Origin of the sequence: Rhodoferax sp. AJA081-3 (assembly GCF_017798165.1) — a bacterium.
GTDB lineage: Bacteria > Pseudomonadota > Gammaproteobacteria > Burkholderiales > Burkholderiaceae_C > Allorhodoferax.
This window is the reverse complement of the sequence record NZ_CP059068.1, coordinates 3,046,837-3,070,134: the sequence shown is the minus strand read 5'-3', so window position 1 is coordinate 3,070,134 and position 23,298 is coordinate 3,046,837. Positions and strand designations below refer to the sequence as shown.

The 23,298-nt window shown below is 59.4% G+C and carries 11 protein-coding genes and 3 pseudogenes; 9 read left to right on the top strand and 5 right to left on the bottom strand.

The features are described 5' to 3' along the window. Nucleotides 1-35 precede the first annotated feature (35 nt). Genes HZ993_RS14405 through HZ993_RS14395 form a run of 3 tightly spaced genes read right to left on the bottom strand, consistent with a single transcriptional unit; the run spans nt 36 to nt 2,693 of the window. Nucleotides 36-1,568 carry an ammonium transporter gene (locus HZ993_RS14405; RefSeq protein WP_209393426.1) on the bottom strand — a complete coding sequence of 511 codons (1,533 nt, stop codon included), beginning with the start codon at nt 1,566-1,568 and terminating at the stop codon, nt 36-38. Next, entirely contained in the window at nt 1,565-1,903 is a 339-nt protein-coding gene (glnK, locus tag HZ993_RS14400; protein WP_209393425.1) for a P-II family nitrogen regulator, read from the bottom strand. Before glnK ends, HZ993_RS14405 begins: the two co-directional genes overlap by 4 nt. A gap of 34 nt (nt 1,904-1,937) precedes the next feature. Then, a complete protein-coding gene (locus HZ993_RS14395) occupies nt 1,938-2,693 on the bottom strand; it encodes a TorF family putative porin (protein WP_209393424.1) in 756 nt (251 codons plus the stop codon). Between the two features lie 204 nt (nt 2,694-2,897). On the opposite strand from HZ993_RS14395, the pseudogene HZ993_RS14390 reads away from it, so the two are divergent. The 8 genes and pseudogenes from HZ993_RS14390 to HZ993_RS14355 form a co-directional block, all read left to right on the top strand. Beyond that, nucleotides 2,898-3,809 (top strand): annotated as a pseudogene (locus HZ993_RS14390) (YifB family Mg chelatase-like AAA ATPase); the annotation flags it as partial. A gap of 1,024 nt (nt 3,810-4,833) precedes the next feature. Continuing rightward, nucleotides 4,834-5,535 (top strand): hypothetical protein, encoded by a 702-nt coding sequence (locus HZ993_RS14385; protein ID WP_209393422.1) that lies wholly within the window; start codon nt 4,834-4,836, stop codon nt 5,533-5,535. A gap of 144 nt (nt 5,536-5,679) precedes the next feature. Continuing rightward, on the top strand, nt 5,680-8,550 hold the full coding sequence (locus tag HZ993_RS14380) for a hypothetical protein (protein ID WP_209393421.1): 2,871 nt from the start codon (nt 5,680-5,682) through the stop codon (nt 8,548-8,550). 11 nt (nt 8,551-8,561) lie between these two features. Beyond that, nucleotides 8,562-10,604 (top strand): PQQ-binding-like beta-propeller repeat protein, encoded by a 2,043-nt coding sequence (locus tag HZ993_RS14375; protein WP_209393420.1) that lies wholly within the window; start codon nt 8,562-8,564, stop codon nt 10,602-10,604. Nucleotides 10,605-10,885: 281 nt separating this feature from the next. Further along, the gene (locus tag HZ993_RS14370; protein ID WP_371816932.1) at nt 10,886-12,715 is read left to right on the top strand and encodes a PQQ-binding-like beta-propeller repeat protein; all 1,830 of its coding nucleotides are present in this window, start codon (nt 10,886-10,888) and stop codon (nt 12,713-12,715) included. Between the two features lies 1 nt (nt 12,716). Continuing rightward, nucleotides 12,717-18,830, top strand: coding sequence for a SpvB/TcaC N-terminal domain-containing protein (locus HZ993_RS14365; protein ID WP_209393418.1), 6,114 nt, complete (start codon nt 12,717-12,719; stop codon nt 18,828-18,830). Nucleotides 18,831-19,501: 671 nt separating this feature from the next. Continuing rightward, a pseudogene (locus HZ993_RS14360) lies at nt 19,502-19,768 on the top strand (IS3 family transposase); the annotation flags it as partial. Nucleotides 19,769-20,077: 309 nt separating this feature from the next. After that, nucleotides 20,078-20,608 carry an HD domain-containing protein gene (locus tag HZ993_RS14355; protein WP_209398483.1) on the top strand — a complete coding sequence of 177 codons (531 nt, stop codon included), beginning with the start codon at nt 20,078-20,080 and terminating at the stop codon, nt 20,606-20,608. Here the strand turns inward: HZ993_RS14355 and HZ993_RS14350 are convergent. After that, nucleotides 20,575-21,510, bottom strand: a complete 936-nt coding sequence (locus HZ993_RS14350; protein ID WP_209393417.1) for a serine/threonine-protein kinase — start codon at nt 21,508-21,510, stop codon at nt 20,575-20,577. The genes HZ993_RS14355 and HZ993_RS14350 overlap by 34 nt on opposite strands. Continuing rightward, nucleotides 21,501-21,959, bottom strand: a complete 459-nt coding sequence (locus HZ993_RS14345; protein WP_209393416.1) for a hypothetical protein — start codon at nt 21,957-21,959, stop codon at nt 21,501-21,503. Before HZ993_RS14345 ends, HZ993_RS14350 begins: the two co-directional genes overlap by 10 nt. 634 nt (nt 21,960-22,593) lie before the next feature. Here HZ993_RS14345 and HZ993_RS14340 point away from each other — a divergent pair. After that, nucleotides 22,594-23,247, top strand: a pseudogene (locus tag HZ993_RS14340) (ATP-binding protein); the annotation flags it as partial. Nucleotides 23,248-23,298 lie beyond the last annotated feature (51 nt).

Genomic DNA, 23,298 nt, shown 5'->3' with positions numbered 1-23,298 from the left:
CTTGCGCAGCGTGCACTGCGCTGGGAGAAACCGGATTAACGGTTGTAAGCAGTCTCGCCGTGCGAGGTGATGTCCAGGCCTTCGCGCTCGTCTTCTTCGCTGACACGCAGACCAATGGTCTTGTCAATGATGAAGTAGGCGATGGCAGAGACGATACCGGACCACAACACGGTCAGGCCCACGGCCTTGGCCTGGATCCAGACCTGGCCGGCGATGGAGTAGTCCGCCGCGGGGATCATGGTTGCTGTGACCCAGTCGCCCATGGCGCTGGGGCCACCCAGGGCGGGCGATGCAAACACACCGGTCAGCAGGGCACCCAGGATGCCGCAGACACCGTGCACGCCGAACACGTCCAGCGAGTCGTCAGCGCCCAGCATCTTCTTCAGGCCGGTCACACCCCACAGGCCGGCAAAACCAGCGATCAGACCGATGGCCAGACCACCGCCGATGCCAACGTTGCCAGCGGCTGGTGTGATCGCCACCAGGCCTGCCACCGCACCGGATGCAGCACCCAGCATGGAGGCCTTGCCCTTGACCATGGCTTCACCGATGGACCAGGTCAACACGGCTGCGGCGGTAGCGCCCAGGGTGTTGATGAAGGCCAGTGCAGCAAAACCATTGGCTTCCAGTGCGGAGCCGGCGTTGAAACCGAACCAGCCCACCCACAGCAGAGCGGCACCGACCATGGTCAGTGTCAGGCTGTGGGGTGCCATGGCTTCCTTGCCATAACCGATGCGTTTGCCCAAGAAGTAGGCACCGACCAGACCGGCAACGGCGGCGTTGATGTGCACCACGGTACCGCCGGCGAAGTCCAGCGCGCCCCATTGCCACAACATGCCGGCCTTGGCGGTCATGGCTTCGGCCACTTCCTTGGAGGCGTAGGCGTCAGGGCCCATCCAGAACCAGACCATGTGGGCCATGGGTGCGTAGCTGAAGGTGAACCACAGCACCATGAAGGCCAACACGGCAGAGAACTTCATGCGTTCGGCAAACGAGCCCACAATCAGTGCACAGGTGATACCAGCGAACGTTGCCTGGAAGGCTGCAAACACGATTTCAGGGATGTAAACACCCTTGCTGAACGTGGCCGCGTTGGCAAAAGTGCCCGCCGCGTTGTCCCAGACGCCCTTCATGAACAGCCGATCAAAGCCGCCGATGAACTGGTTGCCTTCGGTGAACGCCAGGCTGTAGCCGTAGATGAACCACAACACCACAATCATCGAGAACGTGACCATGACCTGCATCAGCACGGACAACATGTTCTTGCTGCGGACCAGGCCGCCGTAGAACAGGGCCAGGCCGGGCACGGTCATCAAGATGACCAGCAGGGTGGAGACCATCATCCAGGCGGTGTCGCCCTTGTTGGGAACGGGTGCGGGTGCTGCGGCCGGGGCTGCGGCTTCTGCCGCGGCGGGAGCGGCAGCTGCTGGTGCGGCGGCGGGGGCAGCTGCGTCAGCGGATGCTGTCACCGCAGGTGCCGAGGCCGGTGCTGCGGTTTGCGCCAGTGCAGCGGAACCGGCTGTCAGCAGGCCCCAGCCCAGTGCGAGGGATACGAGTAGTTTTTTCATAGTGCTTCTTTTCCTGTCTCGCCGGTGCGGATACGGACGACCTGCTCCAGGTCGTACACAAAAATCTTGCCGTCGCCGATCTTGCCGGTGCGGGCCGCGCCTTCGATGGCTTCGATGACACGGTCCACCAGGGCGTCGTCAATGGCGGCCTCGATCTTGACCTTGGGCAAGAAGTCGACCACGTATTCCGCACCGCGGTACAGCTCGGTGTGGCCTTTTTGACGGCCGAAGCCTTTGACTTCGGTGACTGTGATGCCTTGCACGCCCATGCCGGACAAGGCTTCACGCACCTCATCAAGCTTGAACGGTTTAATGATCGCCGTTACGAGTTTCATACTGCTGTTTCCTTGAAGGAGGGTGGACTGTGAATCAGAAGGTGTACTTCACGCCGACGGTGACGGCGTTCTTACCCAGGTTGTCAAAGGTGCCGACTTTGTAGAAGACGTCTTTGGCATCGGTGGTGTAGGCCGCCAGGGATGCGGACAGGCCATTGCCGAAGTCTTTGCCCAGGGTCAGGGAAAAGTCGGTGTAGTCACCATTGCCACCCTGGTTGGGGATGGTTTGGCGACCCACGTGGGGTGTCAGCGAGAAGCCGTTGCCCAGGTCAAATGCGGCGGCCGCTTCAATGTAGGCGCTGCCCGAGCTGTTGGGGTTGGCAATGAAGTTGCCGGTGGACTGGCTGTACTTGACGGTCACGATGCCAAAGGTCAACGCGCCATAGACTTCAGTCGTATTGGCATTGACCAGCACGCGGTCCGCCGTGTTGTTGGGGTATTGGTACGTGATGACACCCACGTCGAAGTTCAGGCCGGAGGTGATTTCACCCTTGAAGCCGCCGTACAGATCAATCTCCAAGGTGCCATCGGTGGCGCCCACATAGTCCTTGATCCAGCTGACGTTGGAGCCCCAGGCACCCGCGTAAAAACCACTGGTATGGGAAAAGTCCACACCGCCTTGCAGGGCGGGTTTGAACGATGTTTGTGCAACGCTGCGGAAACGGTAGTCGCTCACGACGCCCACATTGAAGCTCACCGTGGACGCAGGCGCCGCGGTTTGGGCCATGGCCGTGGTGCCCAACAGGGCAGCAGTTGCAAGAACAAGAATGGATTTGGTTTTGAAGTTCATGGGGATAGTCCTGAAGGGTTGCGGGATGTACCACCTAAGCAGGATGTATGCCATTGCTTTTTTCTGCACCAACACTGCGAATACGTCCACCACGGCGCGCACAACGCGTTATGCTTGCTGTATAGATAAACAGGTATTAAACAAAAGTATGCACCGATTTGGGGACAAGTCAATACGGTGCGCACTGTTTTGGGAGAAGGCGAAATGGGCTTATCTTTGGTGCAGAGCCGGGCTCTGCGGGGGCTGGACGCGGCCAAGGTCACGGTAGAAGTGCACCTGGCCAATGGCCTGCCCAGCTTCACGCTGGTGGGTTTGGCGGACGTGGAAGTCAAGGAGGCGCGGGAGCGGGTGCGCTGTGCCATCCAGAACGCCGGGCTCACCTTCCCCCACAACCAACGCATCACCGTCAACCTGGCGCCGGCCGACCTGCCCAAGGATTCGGGTCGGTTGGACTTGCCCATTGCACTGGGCATTCTGGCCGCCAGCGGGCAGATTGACGGCGCGCAACTGGCCCAGTACGAATTTGCCGGAGAGCTGTCCCTGACCGGTGCCCTGCACCCGGTGCGGGGCGCCCTGGCCATGGCGTTGGCCCTGCACACCGGCAAGGTGGCCACCCGCCTGGTGCTGCCACCGGGCAATGCCGAAGAAGCGGCCCTGGTGCCAGGCTCCGAGGTCTACCGCGCGCGGCATCTGCTGGATGTGGTGCGGCAGTTTGTGCCTGCGGGTGCCGCTCTGGACGCCCTGGCAGCGAACGACATCGCGCCGGCCGATGACGGCTGGGCACGCATAGTCCCCGATCTGCTGCAGGCCCGCGTGGGCCATTGGCCGGATATGGCCGATGTGAAAGGCCAGGCCGGTGCCAAACGTGCGCTGGAGATTGCGGCGGCGGGTGGCCACAGCGCGCTGCTGGTCGGGCCGCCGGGTTCGGGCAAGTCCATGTTGGCCCAGCGTTTTGCCGGTTTGTTGCCGCCCATGTCCTGTGACGAGGCTCTGCAAAGCGCCGCCATCGGCAGCCTGAATGGCCGGTTCTCCATCACCAACTGGGGCGTGCGGCCCACCTGCTCGCCGCACCACTCGGCCAGTGCCGTGGCCCTGGTGGGTGGGGGTTCACCCCCTGTAGGCATCCAAAGTTGGTGTCGGAGCTAGGTCAATAAAGTCAATGACTTAGACACTAACTTTGGCGCAGCATTTTTGGAGCACGCCACGATTAATGTCAAAAACCTATCAATGTGCCAAAGTTAGTGTCACCACTGCGTTGAACGTGCCGCTGACAAGTTTATGCGGGTAGATTGCTCTCGCCGGGGTAGACGCGTATTTCAGTGCATATTCTGGAAATTGCTGACCAGCCTGTTTGATCTGATCTGAGTGTTCAACAAAGGAGCGCTAAACCATCGTCAAGATAGATGGCTGCTCTCGACCCCTATGCACAGATCTCAATTATGACAAGTTTGGTGGCGCCCTCGGTTGCAGGGCGCTTGCAGGCCTACACATAGTTTCCGCGCCACAGGCTGAGACAAGGCTCCAGCCCAGTTCCAGGTGAACCGATGCCGGGGCGGACCTGCTGCATCTTTTCCCAGGGTGCGGGGAACTGCTGGGTTAATGGCGGGGGGCTTGAGGTCCTGTGCTTCCACTGGCATCGACGGTGGGAGAGCGCGAAAACTATGCATAGCTGCGACGGGCACACCGTCTATTCGTCCGTCGACGTGGCTCCCGTCTGGGCCGCAAACTACACATAGTTGAGATCTGTGCATAGGGGTCGTTATGTAGAGCTCTACATAACGACCCAAATCAGAAGTAGGCTAGTGCGAATTCGGCGCCTCGAAGCCGACATTGAATGATCAAAAACTGAGGTGACTTCTGGACGTCTTTGGTGGGGCGACGGCGGTCTTTAAGCAAGGTGGCAAAATCGCATTGCCTCACTCTAGACAAATGTCCATGCTTTCCAAGCGAGAAAACCCGATTGAATGGGTTGCGTTTATGTATGAATTGGAGGACTTGACAAATCTCGGTCATCTCGACCACACTCGGCAACGCACTAGCTCGGCGCATCGATCAAACTCTGTAACGTTGGTCGGATAGTGCTGCGGCATGCGCACACTTGCGGGAGGCGAGCATCGTAACTATCTACTGGGCATGGGCAGTGGCAACGCTGACCATGTTACTTGCTGCAGCGTACCTCGGCGCAATCGTACGTGGTAGCGTCCTCGGGCTGCTCATTGATGCTCGGGGCCGGTTCAGCCTGTCTCACCTGCAGATGGTGCTTTGGACATTTGTCGTCATCCCGCTTATTGCAGGTGTTACGGCTGGCCGGCTCTTGGCTGGAGTTGCCGATGCGCTCTCATTCTCAATCCCTCCTTCGTTGCTCGCGGTCATGGGCATCAGCATCGCATCAACCGCGGGCGCGATTGTCGTGAAGTCCACCAAGGACATGCAGGCTCCCGAGCGGATCGCTGCCAGCGACGCGTCGGACCGCCCTCACTTTTCTCAGGTCTTTCTTGTCGAAGAGGGTGAGCTAGCGGACAGGACTATAGATATCACAAAGTTCCAGAACTTCTGGTTCACGTTGATTCTTGTGACAGCGTACGTGTCCCTCGCCGCCAGTCACATCAAGAAACTGGGTGCAGCCATGACGGCGCTACCTGAATTCAACGAGACGCTCGTTGTGCTTCTACTCATCAGCCATGCAGGATATCTGGCTAGCAAGCTTCCAGCCCGGCAAGGAAAACCGGAAGGGTTGACGCTCGCCTCGAAGCTCGCGGGCGCTAAGGCCGTCCTCTCGCTGGGCCTTCCAGATGCGCCTCCGGCCACGTACGTTCCCCGCAATCCAGGAAACCGCCAATGAGGATGTGCGTGCGCAAGTACCACGAGTTGGCAGGTGCGCCTTCATTTGCTACATGGCCGGTTGCGAGGAGTGCTCGCTCTGGACCGGCAATTTGCACACGGTCCGGCACGGCGCCGCGCCCCAAACGCTGAAAGAAGTGGCCACATGCCGGACGTGCCGACTATCGAAAGAATCTCCCAAATCCTTGCTGAAGCGCAGCGGCAGAAGCATGGGCAGAGGTATCTCGGCGCCATTGCGGCCTTCACCGCAGCCGAGAAGCTGATCCTCGAACAGGTACCACAGGATCTTCGCGAAGGGGGCACGAATCCGTCTGGTCCCCCGGCCGTTGGCCGGGCAAAGTTGGCCAGCGCCTTCTTCACTGCCGGAGCGAAATTGGCGCTCGAATCGCCCATTGCGGAGGCATTTCCGATGGTGGCTTCATCGGACGGCGTCTCACTGCGCTCAACAACGGAGCCCCGACTTCTCGCGGTTCGGTCGCGCGAACATTTCTCGCAGATCGAGGCGGAACTTCGTCGACGTGGCGAGCGACAGTCCGACACGGTGGCCCTTCTCCCGGCTGTAGACCCTTCACGGCCCACGTTGCCTGAGATGGCCCGCCACATCGCGTCGTTCGTTGATGGTGACCGTGGCGGCGAAGCTGCGCCTTTCTCAGAAAGGCTCGTTCCCTCACGGATCCCGGTAGAACTCGGCCGGTTCTACTTCGCCGACATACCTCTTGGCCTCGGCGAGTGCTTGGTGCAACTTGGGCAGCAGTTCGACACGGCACTGCAGTACTACCAACGGCCACTGAACTATCCCTACACCAACCCTCCGTTCGAAACGACTGATCTCTGGTTGTACACCGCAGAGGCCTTTCTCGCCCAAGCGGATGCCTCCTATCGCAGTGGCAACACTGCAGCGGCGCGCGCGAACTACGAACTGATCGTCAAGAACAAGGCACCACCGCTACAGTCGCCTCTCTATCAGGACAGCCTGTCGATCATGATCGCCAAGGTCCGATTCTGGCTTTCAAAGCTGTCGCTAGATCCAATGTCGCAGCCGACTGTGGATGCCCCTCCTCGACACATCGCGGTGTTGGCACTAACCATCCAGCGACTTGCGCAACTTGAGGCCAGACTAGACTTCTTCGGCCGCCCGCCGTCATGGCGTCCGATATTCTCGTTTGCATACCTGCGCGAAGCGGCCCGATCATTCGCGCAATTTGCCGCGCAAGCTAATCGAGAGTACCTCGCCTACACGCAACGCGCTGAGGATCAAACGCAGAACGTGCAGCAGATGGAACAGGCAGTCGCTCTAGGCGAAGCCAGTATCCAGATTGACATCGCGCACATCAACGAGGTGCAGGCGGAGATCAAGGCCGCAAGCGAAGCGGGCAGGCTTGCCCAGACCAGGGCTGAACTTGCTCGGCAGAGCCTCCAGTCGTTCCAGCAGCTAGGTTGGGATCGCGTCCGCCTCGATACAGCGATCGCATGGGCTAGCGCTGCATCGGTCCCAGACGACGACGAAATGAGACAGACATACCGCGGACTGGAGAACCTTGGAATCCGAGGAACGATGATGCGGTCGGACCTGCTCCATCAGCTTGCATGGCAGCGGGAGACACGCAGCTTCGAGATCGAAAAGCAACGTCTTGCCAACGCAGTGACGGAGTTGAACGCAGCGCGTCAGGCCGCCGATGAACAGACTGCCCTTGCACAGTCTCGGCTTCCCTCGGCGTTGGCGTCGCTCGACGCCGCGCGCTGGCGAAATCAATTTGCGCGAATAAACCTGATCGCCGCTCGTAGTCGGGAGACATCGCCCGAATTGTTCTTTGCGCTCGCCCGCTTGATACGTGATACGGCCCGCATCTACATGGATCGTGCCGTCAGCGTAGCGTTAGCCATGGAGCAGGCCTACAACTTCGAGAACACGACGGCGATCAGGCGCATTCGCAGCGACTACGGCGACCTTAGTGGCGTCGGCAACCTGTACGCGGCTGACCTTCTGCTTCGCGATATCGACGCTTTTCTCTTCGACACCTTGCTGCAAACAACCTCGAAGTCTCAGATCGCGATCCGCTTCATCTCTCTGCGGCGTGAGTTTCCTTTGCAGTATGCCGAGTTCCTCCGCACCGGGACGATGATCTTCCAGACCACTCTCGACCAGTTTCACATCGATGCACCAGGGTCGTTCAACGCGCGCATAAAACGCGTTTCCGTTGAGTTCGCCGGCATCTCGAGTACCGGCGGGCTGATTGGATCCCTGACCTGTGGTGGCGTTTCCTCAGTGCGACTCCAGGACGGTTCGGACGCAAAGAAGGTGCATACCTCAGAGACGCTCATGCTGTCACCGCTGGTTCCCGAGCGCTCGCTCGCTCAGCTCGATCGTGCTGGCCTAGCGCCTCCCACCGGGGAGACGGCAGTGTTCGAGAATGTCGGAGTGCAGTGCAGTTGGCGATTAGATGTGCCGCTCCGCGCCAACGACCTGCAACTCTCGTCGGCGGCTGATGTCGGTCTGGTCATCGCCTACTTGTGGCAGCACGATCCGGCGCTTGACCAGCGGGACCGCCAGAACCCGCCGACCACGGGTCAAGCTGAACTCTGGTTTAGCCTGCGTGAACAGGGACGGAGCGCGGACGACGTCCCGGCCTTCGCCTCTCTGTCAAAGAACGGCGAGGCGGCGTTCGAGCTTCGGCCGGACTGGCTGCCGCGAAACTTCGAGCAGTTCGAGATCGAGGATCTGTCCGTGTTCTGCGTTCGAAAAGCAACTACGCCACTGCCCTTGGTACTTCGGATGTGGAGCGCCGGAGCCGGGGATCCACAGCGTGTCGTTCAGCCCGATGCAGACGCCATCACACGCATAGAGCGGCGAGACGCCCCGGGGGCGTTTCACCATGTCACGCCGGCGCGGTCTTACCGCATCGCGATCGACCCGACGTTGAACCCTGCGCTTCAGGGAACGCCCCCCAACGTGCTCGACCTCTCCACGGTGCACGACATTGTCATGGTCGTCTCCTATCGACATGCTTTTCGCTGAAGGAGACTGAGTTGAGACCAAATACTACGCCGCGGTGGGGGATACCGATCGAGAACAATTTCGGGCGCCCGGCACTCTCCAAGGGCCTTGTCATCTTCGGACAGAACGAGGGCAATGCCGCAGGGAGCTGCCGAGCTGTCCGACTTACGGACGGCACTGATGTCTGGCGCCTTCCCACCGCCTCATTTGTCAACGGAGATGTCGAGCTTCATCAAGGAATCGTCTACTTCTCGGGCAGTTTTCTTAGTTCCGGGACGCACTATGAATCCTTTTTATTTGCCGTCGATGCGGCAACAGGTACCCAAAGATGGCGCAAGCGGATAGCGCTATGGCTAGGTTCAAACGTGCTGCTCTGGAACGGTCGGGTACTTCTTTATGGAACTCGCGACTCCGGCCTGACGCCCACGCCGTCCACAGTGGTGACCTGCGACCAACAGACTGGCTCGGATCTACGGCAGATCGACATTGGATCAGGCCATGTCACTCTCTTTGCGCTGTGGAACAACGCAGTGCTCATCGCTCGTAAAGGCAGCTCCGATCTGCAACTTCTTGACCCTGTATCGCTATCGATCACGATTATCGCCCAGTTGCCTGGGTCGATCGACGCGGCGGCGGTCAGTGGCGATCGCTGCTATACCGTGGACAACGCGCAGGGCGTAGGGCGCGCCCGGGTCACCGCAGTCAACCTGGTCACGGGCGCCGAGATCTGGCGGTCGACCCACGAAGGGTTTGCCGAGAATATCTTCGCGCAAGGGGATGTCATTGCACTCGGAATGCGGAGAGAACAGAGGCTGGATTCCTTGGCGCAGATCTGGCGCGTGGATGCCGAGAACGGCACGGTGCTGTGGACGGTTGCTGCAGGCGATAGGAAGCCTTACTTCGGTACGGTATTGCGCAACCTGCTGTTTGCTCAGATTCGCCAACGAAATGATCAGCCGGACTCAACGGCAACTTCCGCTCTAGACCTGCGAGACGGCCAAGAGCGCCTTCGCTTCGATCATCCCTTTAGCGCCGCGTGGGTCGTCGACGCTGGCGGCGGCGTTGCGCTCGCAAGTCACTTCGACTTCCTTGTGGCAATCGAAACCACCTCACTTTGGCGCGTTGGCGTGGGGGACGCCGTCCGCGGTACGCCTATGTACGCCGGTACGTCAGTCCTGGTCGGCAACGCAGACGGACGTCTGACTGCAGTCGCGCTCGAGAGCGGGCAGACGCGATGGACACGCAATGTGGGCGGTGCGCTCGAAGGCGGCGGTGCCATTCAACAGGGGCGCGCCTTTGTCGGTCACGGCGCCGGCGTCACGGCATTCGACATCCAGTCGGGCCAGCAGATCTGGTCGATGCAAACGCCAAGGCCAGTCACATCACCAATCCTCGCAACCCCGCAGGCCGTGGTTTTCGGCTGTCGCGACGGCACCATTCGTGCGCTTCTGCCGTTGGACGGCAGCCCAGTCTGGACCGTTCAGACCCAAGGGTTTGTCGAGGGCGGCGTAGCCTTGTACAACGGGCTCTACGTGGCTGGCAGTGCCGACGGAAAGGTGTATGCCCTTGACGCCAACGGCCAACTGGTGTGGCAGTTCGTTCCCAGCGACCCCGAGATCGACGAGATCAAGAGCACCCCTCTCGTCGCTGACGACCTTGTGATCGTCGGTAATGCCAGTGGTCACCTCTTCGCTCTCGATGCCTCAACTGGCGCACTAAAGTGGCATCGCAAACTCGCTGGTGGTATCCGCACGAGCAGCGCGCTGCAGCACACGGATCATGTGTGGATCGGCGACGAAAGTGGGCAGGTTTATCACCTGCTGCTCCAGGACGGATCGATCGACTGGCAGGTAGCGGTAGCGGGCGCCGTGCGTGGCCGTCCCGCCTGGCTTGGCGGCGAACTGTATGTCGGCACGATGGCTGGGACACTCGATGTGCTCGACATATTCACCGGCACGCTCCGGCGCCGTGTCCCGATTGGCGCACCGGTCTTTGCCTCACCGATCGTCGCTCTGGAGTCGATCGTCGTCGCCGACGAAGCCGGCGGCTTGCATGCTCTCGTCCCCGGACCTTGACATGAACAAAGACCCCGGCACATCTTCGACCCCGCTGGCCTCTCTCTCCCGGCCATTACGGACTGCGTGCCTGTAGGCCTCGCCGACATTGGATAGCAGCCATGCCATCATTGAAGAGTGTCAAGTGGGCGATCCCAATCAATAGCAACAATGCGAGGCCTGTAGTCGTGCAGGGCATGTTTCTACTCGGGTCGTACGGAGCCACGGGAGGCATTCTTGCCGTTCGCACGCAGGATGGTTCACGAGTCTGGCATCGAGCCGTTGGCTCTGTTGGCCTTCTCATGCGAGACCAGCTGGCCGTGTTCTTTTGTGCTAGCGATCCGAATACCAATCAGCAGTTTCTGTACTCCATCGATGGGCGAACCGGTGAGCAGAACTGGGTTAGTCCGGTCAACTTTCAGCCGGGCCCGCCATCGCTCGTCAATGATACGGTTGTACTTTTTGGTGATAGCAAGGCAGACCTCAACAGAACTACCGTTGGCGTATTTGACAGGAACACCGGAGTCTTGATCCGCTCCGGCGAAATCTCTAAGTCCTCGCGGACGCATCGCGGGCGCCTCGGTGACCTCATTGCTACCGCCGCTCTTCATCAAGCAAGCCTTGAGTTGTTGGATCCGAGCACCCTAACTCTCACGAAGATCTATGAAGCGCCGGGGCCAATCGTTGCCGACGCGGGGCCAGTCTATGCCGACGCGGGAGGCGCTGGTAGGTCCTATCTGACGTACAGCGAGAGCAATCACAGTTTCGGAATCGCAGCAGTTCGTCTTGCTGATGGATTTCAGGAGTGGACGCTAAGCTTGGGAGAGAAGAAATTAGTGTGGACTCATATGGATGAGGACTCCGCATACTTTTGTCTCCTCCTCCCGCACGACACTCAGATATCCAGCGAGATCTGGCGAGTCGATCTGGCCTCCGGTGGTGTTGTTTGGAGGGTTGCCGCACCAGGTGCCAGCAGACCCACTGCAGTTTTCCATGGCTCCTTGATAGTGCAAGACGGCACGGACCTGACGGTTGCATTAAAGGTGCGCGATGGCAGTGAGTTGTACCGCTTCCAGCATGCCGGAAGGTCGGTTTGGGCCATTCCCGACGAGGATGGGGGCGCGCTCTTCGGCTATGGGACCGGTCTGATTGCGGTGGACACCAGGCGATTCTGGACCACAAGCTTCACCGGTGCCGTCCGCGGTACGCCTATGTACGCCGGTACGTCAGTCCTGGTCGGCAACGCAGACGGACGTCTGACTGCAGTCGCGCTCGAGAGCGGGCAGACGCGATGGACACGCAATGTGGGCGGTGCGCTCGAAGGCGGCGGTGCCATTCAACAGGGGCGCGCCTTTGTCGGTCACGGCGCCGGCGTCACGGCATTCGACATCCAGTCGGGCCAGCAGATCTGGTCGATGCAAACGCCAAAGCCAGTCACATCACCAATCCTCGCAACCCCGCAGGCCGTGGTTTTCGGCTGTCGCGACGGCACCATTCGTGCGCTTCTGCCGTTGGACGGCAGCCCAGTCTGGACCGTTCAGACCCAAGGGTTTGTCGAGGGCGGCGTAGCCTTGTACAACGGGCTCTACGTGGCTGGCAGTGCCGACGGAAAGGTGTATGCCCTTGACGCCAACGGCCAACTGGTGTGGCAGTTCGTTCCCAGCGACCCCGAGATCGACGAGATCAAGAGCACCCCTCTCGTCGCTGACGACCTTGTGATCGTCGGTAATGCCAGTGGTCACCTCTTCGCTCTCGATGCCTCAACTGGCGCACTAAAGTGGCATCGCAAACTCGCTGGTGGTATCCGCACGAGCAGCGCGCTGCAGCACACGGATCATGTGTGGATCGGCGACGAAAGTGGGCAGGTTTATCACCTGCTGCTCCAGGACGGATCGATCGACTGGCAGGTAGCGGTAGCGGGCGCCGTGCGTGGCCGTCCCGCCTGGCTTGGCGGCGAACTGTATGTCGGCACGATGGCTGGGACACTCGATGTGCTCGACATATTCACCGGCACGCTCCGGCGCCGTGTCCCGATTGGCGCACCGGTCTTTGCCTCACCGATCGTCGCTCTGGAGTCGATCGTCGTCGCCGACGAAGCCGGCGGCTTGCATACTCTCGTCCCCGGACCTTGACATGAACAAAGACCCCGGCACATCTTCCACCCTGCTGGCTCTGCCTCCGACGGGCGCCAGCCTCCAGGGTATCGGCGAAACGTTCCGAACCGACCTGTACACAGGTACCGGCGCCTATGCAATTCCACTAGATCTTCCCGCCGCTCAGAACGGCTTTAAGCCTGAACTTTTCCTGCAGTACTCCACTGGCGCGGGCAACGGACCCTTTGGTCATGGTTGGGATGTATCGCTGATGGCCATTCAGCGATCGCTTCGCCGAGGTTTCCCCACCTATGACGACGCCAGCGACGGGTTTGTCTTCAACGATGATCTAGTGCCGGTCGGGAACGGCTTCTACAGGCCGCGTTGCGACACTAAGGCTTGGCGAATTCGCCGCGTTGACGATTCCTGGACGGTCACAACAAAAGACGGGGTGGTTCACACACTCGGAGCAACACCGAACAGTCGAGTGCAGCACCCTGCGGATGTCGGCGTGTTCTCGTGGCTCATTGAGCGCATGACTACGCCGACTGGCCAGCAGGCCACTTTCAGCTACGTTCATGATGGTGGCGTCGCCATCCCAGACACCATCACCTACGGCCCCTTCCGCGTTATCTTCGAGTACGAACTTCGGCCGGATCGGTTTGTCTCAAGACGGACGGGATTTCCTTTGATCCACGGCCTCCGGTGCCGCGAGATACGCATCGAGTCGGATCGATCGACGCGCCGTTGGCTCCGTCGATACCTGCTCGAGTACGCGAACGATGCGGGGGACTCACAGTTGTGCCGCGTCGTTCTCGAAGCGGGTGAAGGCGCGGAACGCGTCTCAATGCCGGATGCCCGCTTCGGCTACGGTGCTTGGTCGGCTGGTGAGATCTACACCATTGACGTGAGACATGACGGCTCTCTCCCGGCGCTCGGCAACGGCACTGTGGACCTGGTTGACCTAGATGGATCCGGGCGCCCAGGAGTCATTCAAGGCACGGCGGCGGGCTGGGTGTACTGGTCAAACCTGGGTCGCGGCGCATTTGGTGCGCCGCGAATCTTGCCCAACGTACCGCCCGCCATGTCACTTGACGACCACCGCGTCAGGTTCCTGGATCTGGAGGCCAATGGCACCGTCGATCTGTTGTGGGCACAACCTGGTAGCTCCGGCTTCTTCCCAAACTCAGCCGGCGGGCGCTGGGAAGACTTCGTGCCGTATCGGTCCGACGTGCCGTTCGACCTCACCGATCCCGAATTACGCCTGTACGACGCAGACGGCGATGGGAAGATCGACGTACTCGTTTCGAGGCCGCATGAGTTCCTGGTGTTTCTCAATCTCGGGCGCGAAGGATGGAGTGGCGAAGCGATTCGAGTCCCGCGGCGACATGACCCGGCGTCGTTCCCTGACGTGTCGCTATCCGCGCCCGAGGTGTTCACCGCCGACATGAGCGGAGACGGCTTGACCGACATCGTCGTAGTTCGAAACGGTAGCTTCGCGTACTGGCCGTGCGAGGGCCTAGGTCGGTGGTCAGATCGTATCGAAATGACCAACCCGCCCCTACTGCCTCCTGACGACTTCGCCCCACGAAACGTCACGCTGATCGATCTAGACGGCGACGGCCTTGCTGATTTCGTGTACCTGGGTGTGGACGAAGTGTTGGTGTGGTTCAACCAGCACGGAGTGCGGTGGAGTGGGCCGATTTCGGTTCCAGCGCCGGGCCTTTCGCGTGAGGATGCGGTCGTCGTGGATCTCAACGGTGACGGTCGACCTGGTGTGTTCTGGAGCTCGGGTATTGCTGGCTCGCGCCGGCATCGCTTTCTCCGGCTTGGCGCTGGCCCTGACCACCGCCTGCTCACGAAAATCCAAGGTGAACTTGGGCACACAACGCACATTTCGTATGGAACTTCGATCGCTCACCGCCAGCGAGACGAGGACCTGGGGCAGCCTTGGAGGACCTTCCTCCCAAGTAGCCTACCTGTCGTGGACAGCATCGAGTGCCTCGATGGGCCGGGCGGCATTAAAGCAATCACCCAGTTCCAGTATCGCGATGGTCATTTTGATGGCATCGAGAGAATGTTCAACGGGTTCGGCACCGTGCAACAGACGGTCTCCGGAGATGACACTAGCCCATCGGTAACTACACGAACAGACTATCACCCGGGTACGGACCCCACGATGCCAGAGGCGGAACGGCGGCAGCTCGATCCCGACGATCGTCTGTCGAAGCGTGCGCTCAAGGGAACACCACTGCGGATTGATCGCTATGAGCAGCATCCCGACGCAACGTGGGTGCTCAAAGAGGTCTCCCACCACCATGTCGACACGCGTATTGAGCATCGCATCGGCGCGGCGCGCGTTGTAGTTCCGTTTGCGGTGTCCGCCACGACCGACGAGCACGATCTGGTACGTGGAGGGGGGCGGCGCACTATCGTGCGGCACGGCAAGCCGGACCAGATTGGCAATCCAACCTGGATGGAGACCGAGGCCGGCACCCTCAGCCCAGACGGCGAGTACAAGGTCGATGGCCTCCATCGCGAGGTTCTGGACTACATCAGCCGCCCAACACCAACTGCCTCGCCCTGGATGCCCGGACTCCTTCGGCAGCGATCAACACTTGACGCTAGGGGGCAGGTCATCGCTTGTGTGCGTATCTTCTACGATGGCACACAGTTTGAAGGCCTGCCCAACGGCGAGGCAGAACGCGGCGTCGTCACACGTATCGAGGAACTCGTCCGTCGCGCCGAATTCGGGCCTGCGGGAACGGATGAGATGGCAGTGCTCGGGCATCACTACCTGAGTGGGCCCGGCATCGCAACCGCAGGCTGGTACCGCAATCGCAGCCGGACGGCGAACATGCCAAGCGGTCAGGTTACCGCGGTGCGCGACGCTCTCGGAAACGAGTCCACCATCACGTACGACGAGTGGCAGATCGATCCTGTGCGGAGCGAAGATGCCGAAGGATTGGCCACGAATGCAATCGTCGATCGATCCGTCGAACGCGTAAGCGCAGTCACCAATCCGAGCGGAGTGACAGAGCGACGCATCTACGATGCACTCGGACGGTGCCGCAGGGTCCTACGCACGACTCAGAGCGGCGCTTTGGAGCTAGTTGCGGTCGTACGCCACGATGCCGGTGACTTCAACAACAGTGGGACGCGTCCGCCATCTATCACGACACTGACGCCTTGGGAGGCCGGGCGGGACCCCGCAGAACTGGAGGATCCATCGCTACCCCTTGGGACGCTGACGGCTGTAACCGTCATGCGGCGCTTCTATGCGGCAAGTGGAATTGAGATTGGCGCTGTCTCGAGTGGGCCGGTACGTGAAGACGGGCGACGACTGCCGGTTCACAGCGGTGAGCGGAGGCTGAACGCGCAGGGGAAGGTTGCGGCCGAAGGGCGTCCTCGGAGCGTGGCGAGCTTTGCGTCGCTGCCGCGAGGGATGAGTAAGACGTTGTATTCGCGCGCCTACGACGGCAGCGGGCGCGAGGTAGAGATCTCCTTTCCTGCGGGACACCGCGAGCAGCGATTCGAGCCACTTCGTACCCTTCTCGCCGACGCAAATGCGGTTGCGGCGGGCGTTCAAGATGGCGTCATTCGAGAGTTCGACAGCCTCGGCCGGATGGTCAGCGTGCGCGAGCGAATCGACTCCAGTTCTTTCGCGCAACACTACTTCGACTACTCCACGGAACACCGCATCGAGCACGTACGCGACGAGGCCGGGGACTTACTCATTGACTACAGCTACGACTGTCTTGGCCGCCGTACGCGCATGCGCCATCGCGACCTCGGCGAGCACACATACGCGTATGACGCGGTAGGCAACCTTGTATGCAGCAGGCATCCGACTGGTGGGAGAACGGAGTTTTCTTACGACCGCATCATGCGCCTGGTCGGCGTGCGGCGCTATCGACCGGACGACACGCTCGAATCGACGGATCGATTCCACTACGACGCGTCGCCCAACGGTCAGTCGATCTGCGGCGGGCGGCTCTGCGCAATAGAGGACGACGCCGGAACAACCGTGTTTCACTACACCGCCGACGGCCGCCTCGCAAAGAAGGAGCGAACAACACCAGAGGGTAAGCGCTTGGCCTTCTCCTTCGAGTACAACTTTCGCGGTCTGGTGTCAGCGATCGAGTATCCGGACCGCACCAGGATCGCGTATGAGTATGGCGCCGAAGGTGAGGTCGTTCGCATTGACGGAATCATCGACCGTTTCGGCTATGACGAGCGCGGCCGGCCGACACTCATCGTTTATGCGAACGGTGTTGAAAGCCGATTCGACTACGACGACTCGGAGCGCCTCGCTGCGATCGCGACAGGGGGCCGCAACGGTCTCCTAGCGCGGTTCGCACAGACATACGACGCCGTCGGCAATCCGACGTTCACGTCTGCGCAGATAGCGGGTGCACTCGACGAGGAACGCCGGCTGGACTACGACGCATTGAACCGGCTCATCGCTTCACGTTGGGGGAGTGGGCAGGCGACCATCGCGCACCGATTCGCCTATGACGGCTCTGGCAACGTACTTGAAAATTCCGAGCACGGTATTGCGCGGTGCCTCTATGAGGACAAGGCACGAACGGGCCTTCTGACCGGCTTAGTCATGACTTCCGGATCGGAAACGCGGGATCGCCGATACGATGCGGCAGGGCGCCTCATAGCCAGCGAGACCCTGACCGAACTGGGATGGAACACCGCTGACCGATTAATACGCTGCGCCACGCGTTCGGGACACGTCGAGGAAATGCGCTACGACGCGCACGGCCATCGCGCGCGGATTCGCACCGAGCCCAACGACGGGTCGACGCCATTCGCACGCGACATCTTTGACGATCTCTACGAAGAGACCGCCGACGAACGGGTCGTCTACGTGAGAGGTGTAGGTGGTGTCGTGGCTGTTCTTCGTACTCGCACCGGCGGGCAAGAAGCGGCGTTCTGGCATCACGATCCGCAAGGAAACCTGCGGCTTTGCACCGATACGCGGGGTTCGATCACTGCGCGCTTCTCGTACACAAGTTTTGGTCTGGATGTCGCATTCTTGTCACTGCGGGGCGCATTCACGGGGAAAACGCCGGACAAGGCCATTGGCTTGATCCAACTCGGTGCTCGCTACTACGAGCCGCTGACTGCGCGATTCATCTCTGGCGACCTGCTCGTCGTGGAACGGCCGGACTTGGCGCTAGCTGACCCATCTCTGTTCAATGTCTACGGCTACTCCCTAAACAACCCGTATCGCTTTCGCGATCCACGGGGACGTTTCGTCTGGCTGGTAGTCATAGCGGGCGCGCTGATTGGCGGCGCGATCGGGTATCAGACCGCTAAGGAGAACGGTGAAAACCCATGGGTTGGCGCGTTAGTCGGGGGCCTGGTCGGGGGCTTGGTCGGGGCGGCCGGAGCACCTTTTCTCGCGGCAGCGCTAAAGGGCGCAGCGTTGAACGCGGGGTTTGCTTGGGCCACGGGCGGAACGTCGCGGGACATCTGGACAGGGGCCGCCGTTGGATTCGCGTTCGGGGCACTCGGCGAAGTCGTGTCAGGCTGGTTACCCGTGGCCGGTGGCGACAGCATCGGTTCGATGACCGCGAATGCAATGATCGAGATTGGGAGCGATGCACTGATTGGCGGGCTGGCGGGTGGAACCTACAGTGCGCTGCAGGGACGGAGCTTCGAGGATGGCTTCCGCGGCGGCTTGGTGATCGGCGCCGCCATGTCGGCAGCCAAGGTGGCGCTGCTAGGCGTTAGGTACGACCCGTCGTCGATCAAGCAAGATTTCCACGCCGAAGCGGCTAAGCAGTTCGGGCGACAAAACGTCCATGACAACTCGTATCTCGCTGCTGACGTTGCGAAGGCCGGCATGCCAAATCCGTCCAGCGTCACATTCCGGACGGGCGGAATACTCAGCTACCTGAACGGCGGCCGCGCGTTTGCGCTGGGCGACATGGTATCCACTGATTCGGGGACGATGAACGAGTTGCGCCAAGGCTCGGTGAATACTCTCGCGCACGAGCTGCGACACATCGCGCAGCAACGCGCCGCAACGTTTGGCGTGGTCGAGTTTCTATCGGTGTGGCTCTTCCAACAAGTCACGAGCGACCAGCATTACCAGCCAGGACCAGGAAATACCACGCTCGAACCCTACTATCAGTAAGGCTGCCGATGGCCATCTCTGAGATACATACTGAGTGCCGCAGCTGCGCAACTCTTCGACAGCGTGGCCAGAGTTGGGCTACGCAGACCTTTAAACGGCCTTGCTTCTACCGTAAACCAGAACGCGCGCTTGTCGGATTGCTAATCGCAGCAGTGACTACGTTGGCAGGATGCCAACGGCCCGGCGACGGCGAGCGAGCCCAAAACGGATACGCGCGCAGTGCAGTGGTCATTGAAGCACTCTATCGCTATCACGATGACCAAAGGCGGTACCCAGAAACACTTGCCACGCTTGTTCCGCGCTACATAGACAGCAAGGCGCTCAGCCCGCCGATTGGCACCGCCGAAAGTTATCCGTTCGAGTACCGCCTCTTGTCGGCCAGCGAATTCGAGCTGGCATTTCGCTACACCGGGCCAGGGATGAACCGGTGTACTTTTGCGTCCAGGACGCGTGCTTGGTCGTGCCATGGCGCATTCTGAGAATCTTGGGCTTCAAGCACCCCGCAACAGGCGTAGATTCTCGGCCGTGGACATCAACTCGCTCTACATGGGTGCGGCAGGAAGAACGTGACAAGACACGCGCGCCAGCGCCATGGCGCGCAGTGTTGATTCCAGAGACAAACTGCCCCAGTGGGGGTGAGGACAATAACTTGGACTACTTGGAGGTAGTTCATGTACTCATACGAAGAGCGAATTCGGGCAGTCAAGCTCTACATCAAACTCGGACGGCGCCTAGGTGCAACCATCCGCCAGTTGGGTTACCCAACAAAGAACTCACTTATTGGCTGGTATCGAGAGTACGAGCAAGACCGGGACTTGCAGGTAGGCTATGTCCGCTCCAGTGGCAAATACTCTGCCGACCAAATGCGAGTGGCGGTTCAGCATTACCTGGATCATGATCGTTGCATGGCGTTCACTTTGAGGGCGTTAGGATACCCGAGAAGTACTTGGAATCTGTCGTTGGTCTCACGAACATTTTCCCAGTCGAAAATGTTGCGTCCTTCAGCATGCAGACGTTCGAGCGAGCGTTCAACATGTGTTCACCCCAGTGCTCACGTTGTTGCACAAAGTCCTGTTCAAATAGGTCGAATACACCAGGGGTCCAACCACTTTTGGCGGCGACATGTCGCATTGAGTAGGACCCTATGCAGATTACATTACTGTGTTGTAGCGACAACGGTGGCGCGAGGTCGCCAAGGCGAAAACACCCGGTTTCGAGAAAGACTAATAGCGATCAGGAGGTCAGATATGCAAAAGGTAATAAAAGCCGCGGCATTTGCGGCCCATAAACACAGAGACCAGCGCCGCAAGGATCAGCAGGCGTCGCCATACATCAATCATCCGTTGGCATTGGCGAACGTTTTATGCAATGAAGTGACTGGAATTGAAGACCAGGATGTGGTTTGTGCAGCCCTGTTGCACGACACAATTGAGGATACCGATACATCTCACGCCGAAATCGAAGCGGAGTTTGGCCGTGCGGTTCTGGATGTAGTCCTAGAGGTCACGGATGACAAAACCTTGCCCAAGGCGCAGAGAAAAGTTCTGCAAATAGAACACGCGCCCAGCTTGTCAAGGTCGGCAAAGTTGGTGAAGCTGGCGGACAAGATATGCAATCTGCGAGACATGGCAGCGAGCCCACCTTCTGACTGGTCGCTGGATCGACGAATTGAATACTTCGATTGGGCTAAGGCCGTGGTGGACGGGATGCGTGGCACGAATGAACAGCTTGAGAACCTGTTCGATCAAGCCTTTGCGTTTAGGCCGTTGGCCGTGTGAGCAGAGAAATCCGGGCGAGCGGTTGACGCATTCCCAAGAGCGGGAGGATAGCCATCGCCGCAAATTGCGTGAATGGAACGCGGACGACGAGATGAAGCGCTTTGAAAACGCATTGGTAGGTCTGACTCCAGGCATTCCTTAACGACTGAACGCAGCCTCGCTGGGATGTGCTCTGGGAATTTATCGCGATCCGGAAATTGGCCATTCCGCACCGCGACCTTGAAACTACTTCTGTCAAATGCAGCCGGTGAAGTGCCATAGGCAGCAAATTGCCTATAAAACTCTTCATTGCCGGCACACATGCGATACAAGGTCAGACCTAATTGGTAAATGTCAAACGCTGGGCCGTGAGGCTGATCTACATATGCCTCAGGAGGGCACATTTTGAAGTAGAGCCTATCTTGTTCGGCCGTACCCGATGTGCCTACTCGCTTAGAAAGGCCAAAGTCTGAAACTAGGGCTTCTCCCCGATCCGACAAAAGTACGTTGTCCGGCTTAATGTCGAAATGAACTAAGTTCTTGGAGTGAATGTTGTGCAAGCCTGTTGCAATCTGGCATCCAAACGAAACAATCTCCCGAACGCTCAAGTACCGCTTGGTCATGAGGGAGTTCAGTGAACCTTGCCTGTAATACGGCATCGCAATGTAAATGTGATCCGTATCCTGACACGCGTAGTGAACCTGCACAACATTCGGGTGACTGCTCAGATAGAGGGTCTTAGATTCCTCGAAATACTGATCCAGTGAAGAAATACTAGTCTTCAAAACCTTCTTTATGACTATCTTTGCATCCAATTGATCGTCGTGGGCAATGAAGGTCTTCGAATTGGAACCCTCATGGCCAATTTCAGTGTCAAGGTGAAAGGAGACCTCACCTTTGCTGTATGGCTTGATTACTGACATTTTGCGGCGCCAATTGCGCAAAGCATTGCTTCGCGCGCGTTCTCTGAAAGCTCATCCCAGCCGTCAACAGGCCAACTCTTTGAGCCAGCCACATAGAGCTTGAAATCTGCCCTGGGTATTCCGAGCCTTGCGGCAATAGAAGAGATTTGCCCAACGTAATAGCCTTTGACCGTACTGCTTGCAAATGCCTCCTGAATAACCCCTTCGAGCTGGATGCGTTCAATGCTCATTCTTTGTGAGTTTGGCTCCGTTGTTCGAATGCCAGCGTATGTGACTTCGTACTCGCGGAGAATGTCGATCAGATTGTTGCGCACATATTTCAGCGCGTCCGGAACTGCAAAGGCAATCGGAATTTGGAGAGCTTCCACATTAACGATCGAGTCTGCACCTATGTCGTAAATTACAAAGGTCACGGCGGACGGGGACGCTCGGATTCCAATGGTGATCATTACATATATTTTTTGTTGCTGTCTATTTGTACAGTATCCCATCTTCCCTCAGGTTTGCCAAGATGCGATTGCCTTGGCTGCTGAATTCATTCGGTCACTTGCGCCAATGTCAACTTGATATGGGGTGCCGACAGTTGCTGGCACGCCTGAGAATCAAATAAATACAGTCTGATTGCGGGCGGCAGGCCTGCGGGGCTTCGTCATTTAATTCCCATGCTGCCCGTCAAATTCGCGTCGGTGCCAACACTCCGGGCGGGATATTAGGAAATTGCACTGGCAAAAAATCGAAAAAACCTGCACCGAACGGCGCGAAGTTTAGACGTTCCACCGGGCCTGGGTCATCCCCCGAATGTGTGAATCCGTTGCTTTTCTCAAGGGTGAATGACTTCCGGGCAACTTCACGACTTAAAGCTACTCGCGAAATCTTGATGGCCGGGTGCATAGTAGTCAATGGGCGTCAGCCTTAGAAGCAATACGTAATTATTGCCATAACCCCTTGATTTCATTGAAGCCGCAGGCGAAGTTCGCTGGAGACCAGCGGCAATGCTTTGCAACTGCAGTGTAGGTTTTTGACAATAACTTCGGGAATCTTCCGGACACAGAAAACTCGAAATGACACTAACTTTGGAAGCCTACACCCCCGCGGCCGGGTGAGGTCTCTTTGGCCCATAACGGGGTGCTCTTTTTAGATGAAATGCCCGAGTTCCAGAGGGCCGCACTGGAGGCCCTGCGCGAACCACTGGAGACCGGCTGCATCACCATCTCGCGCGCGGCACAGCGGGCCGAGTTCCCGGCCCGTTTCCAGCTGATTGGCGCCATGAACCCCTGCCCCTGCGGTTATCTGGGCTCCAGCGCCCACCCCTGCCGCTGCACGCCCGACCAGATCCACCGCTACCAGGCCAAACTCAGCGGCCCGCTGATGGACCGTATCGATTTGCATGTGGAGGTGCCCAACCTGGCGCACGCAGACCTGCTGGGTGCTCCGGCCGGTGAATCCACGGACAGCATCCGTGCACGCTGTGATGTGGCCCGCGCCCGAGCCGTGGAGCGCCAGGGCAGCAGCAACATGGCCCTGCAGGGCCAGGCCATAGACCAGCACGTGCAGCTCGATGCCGATGCGCTGAAGTTTTTGAATGTGGCGGCCAGCCGCCTGGGCTGGTCGGCGCGGGGCACGCACCGCGCCCTCAAGGTCGCCCGCACGATTGCGGACTTGGCCGGCGCACAACACACGCAGGTGGCGCATCTGGCCGAAGCCATGCAGTACCGGCGCAATCCCGGTAGCTTGTAGTCACTATCAAATAAATAGCGTAATAGGTATATTACACGGGGGCTAGAGCCC

Coding starts and splice junctions, on each gene's coding strand:
- HZ993_RS14355 (WP_209398483.1), top strand. CDS start 20,078: ATGCAAAAGGTAATAAAAGCCGCGGCATTTGCGGCCCATAAACACAGA.
- HZ993_RS14395 (WP_209393424.1), bottom strand. CDS start 2,693: ATGAACTTCAAAACCAAATCCATTCTTGTTCTTGCAACTGCTGCCCTG.
- HZ993_RS14370 (WP_371816932.1), top strand. CDS start 10,886: ATGCGAGACCAGCTGGCCGTGTTCTTTTGTGCTAGCGATCCGAATACC.
- HZ993_RS14365 (WP_209393418.1), top strand. CDS start 12,717: ATGAACAAAGACCCCGGCACATCTTCCACCCTGCTGGCTCTGCCTCCG.
- HZ993_RS14350 (WP_209393417.1), bottom strand. CDS start 21,510: ATGTCAGTAATCAAGCCATACAGCAAAGGTGAGGTCTCCTTTCACCTT.
- HZ993_RS14405 (WP_209393426.1), bottom strand. CDS start 1,568: ATGAAAAAACTACTCGTATCCCTCGCACTGGGCTGGGGCCTGCTGACA.
- glnK (WP_209393425.1), bottom strand. CDS start 1,903: ATGAAACTCGTAACGGCGATCATTAAACCGTTCAAGCTTGATGAGGTG.
- HZ993_RS14380 (WP_209393421.1), top strand. CDS start 5,680: ATGCCGGACGTGCCGACTATCGAAAGAATCTCCCAAATCCTTGCTGAA.
- HZ993_RS14345 (WP_209393416.1), bottom strand. CDS start 21,959: ATGATCACCATTGGAATCCGAGCGTCCCCGTCCGCCGTGACCTTTGTA.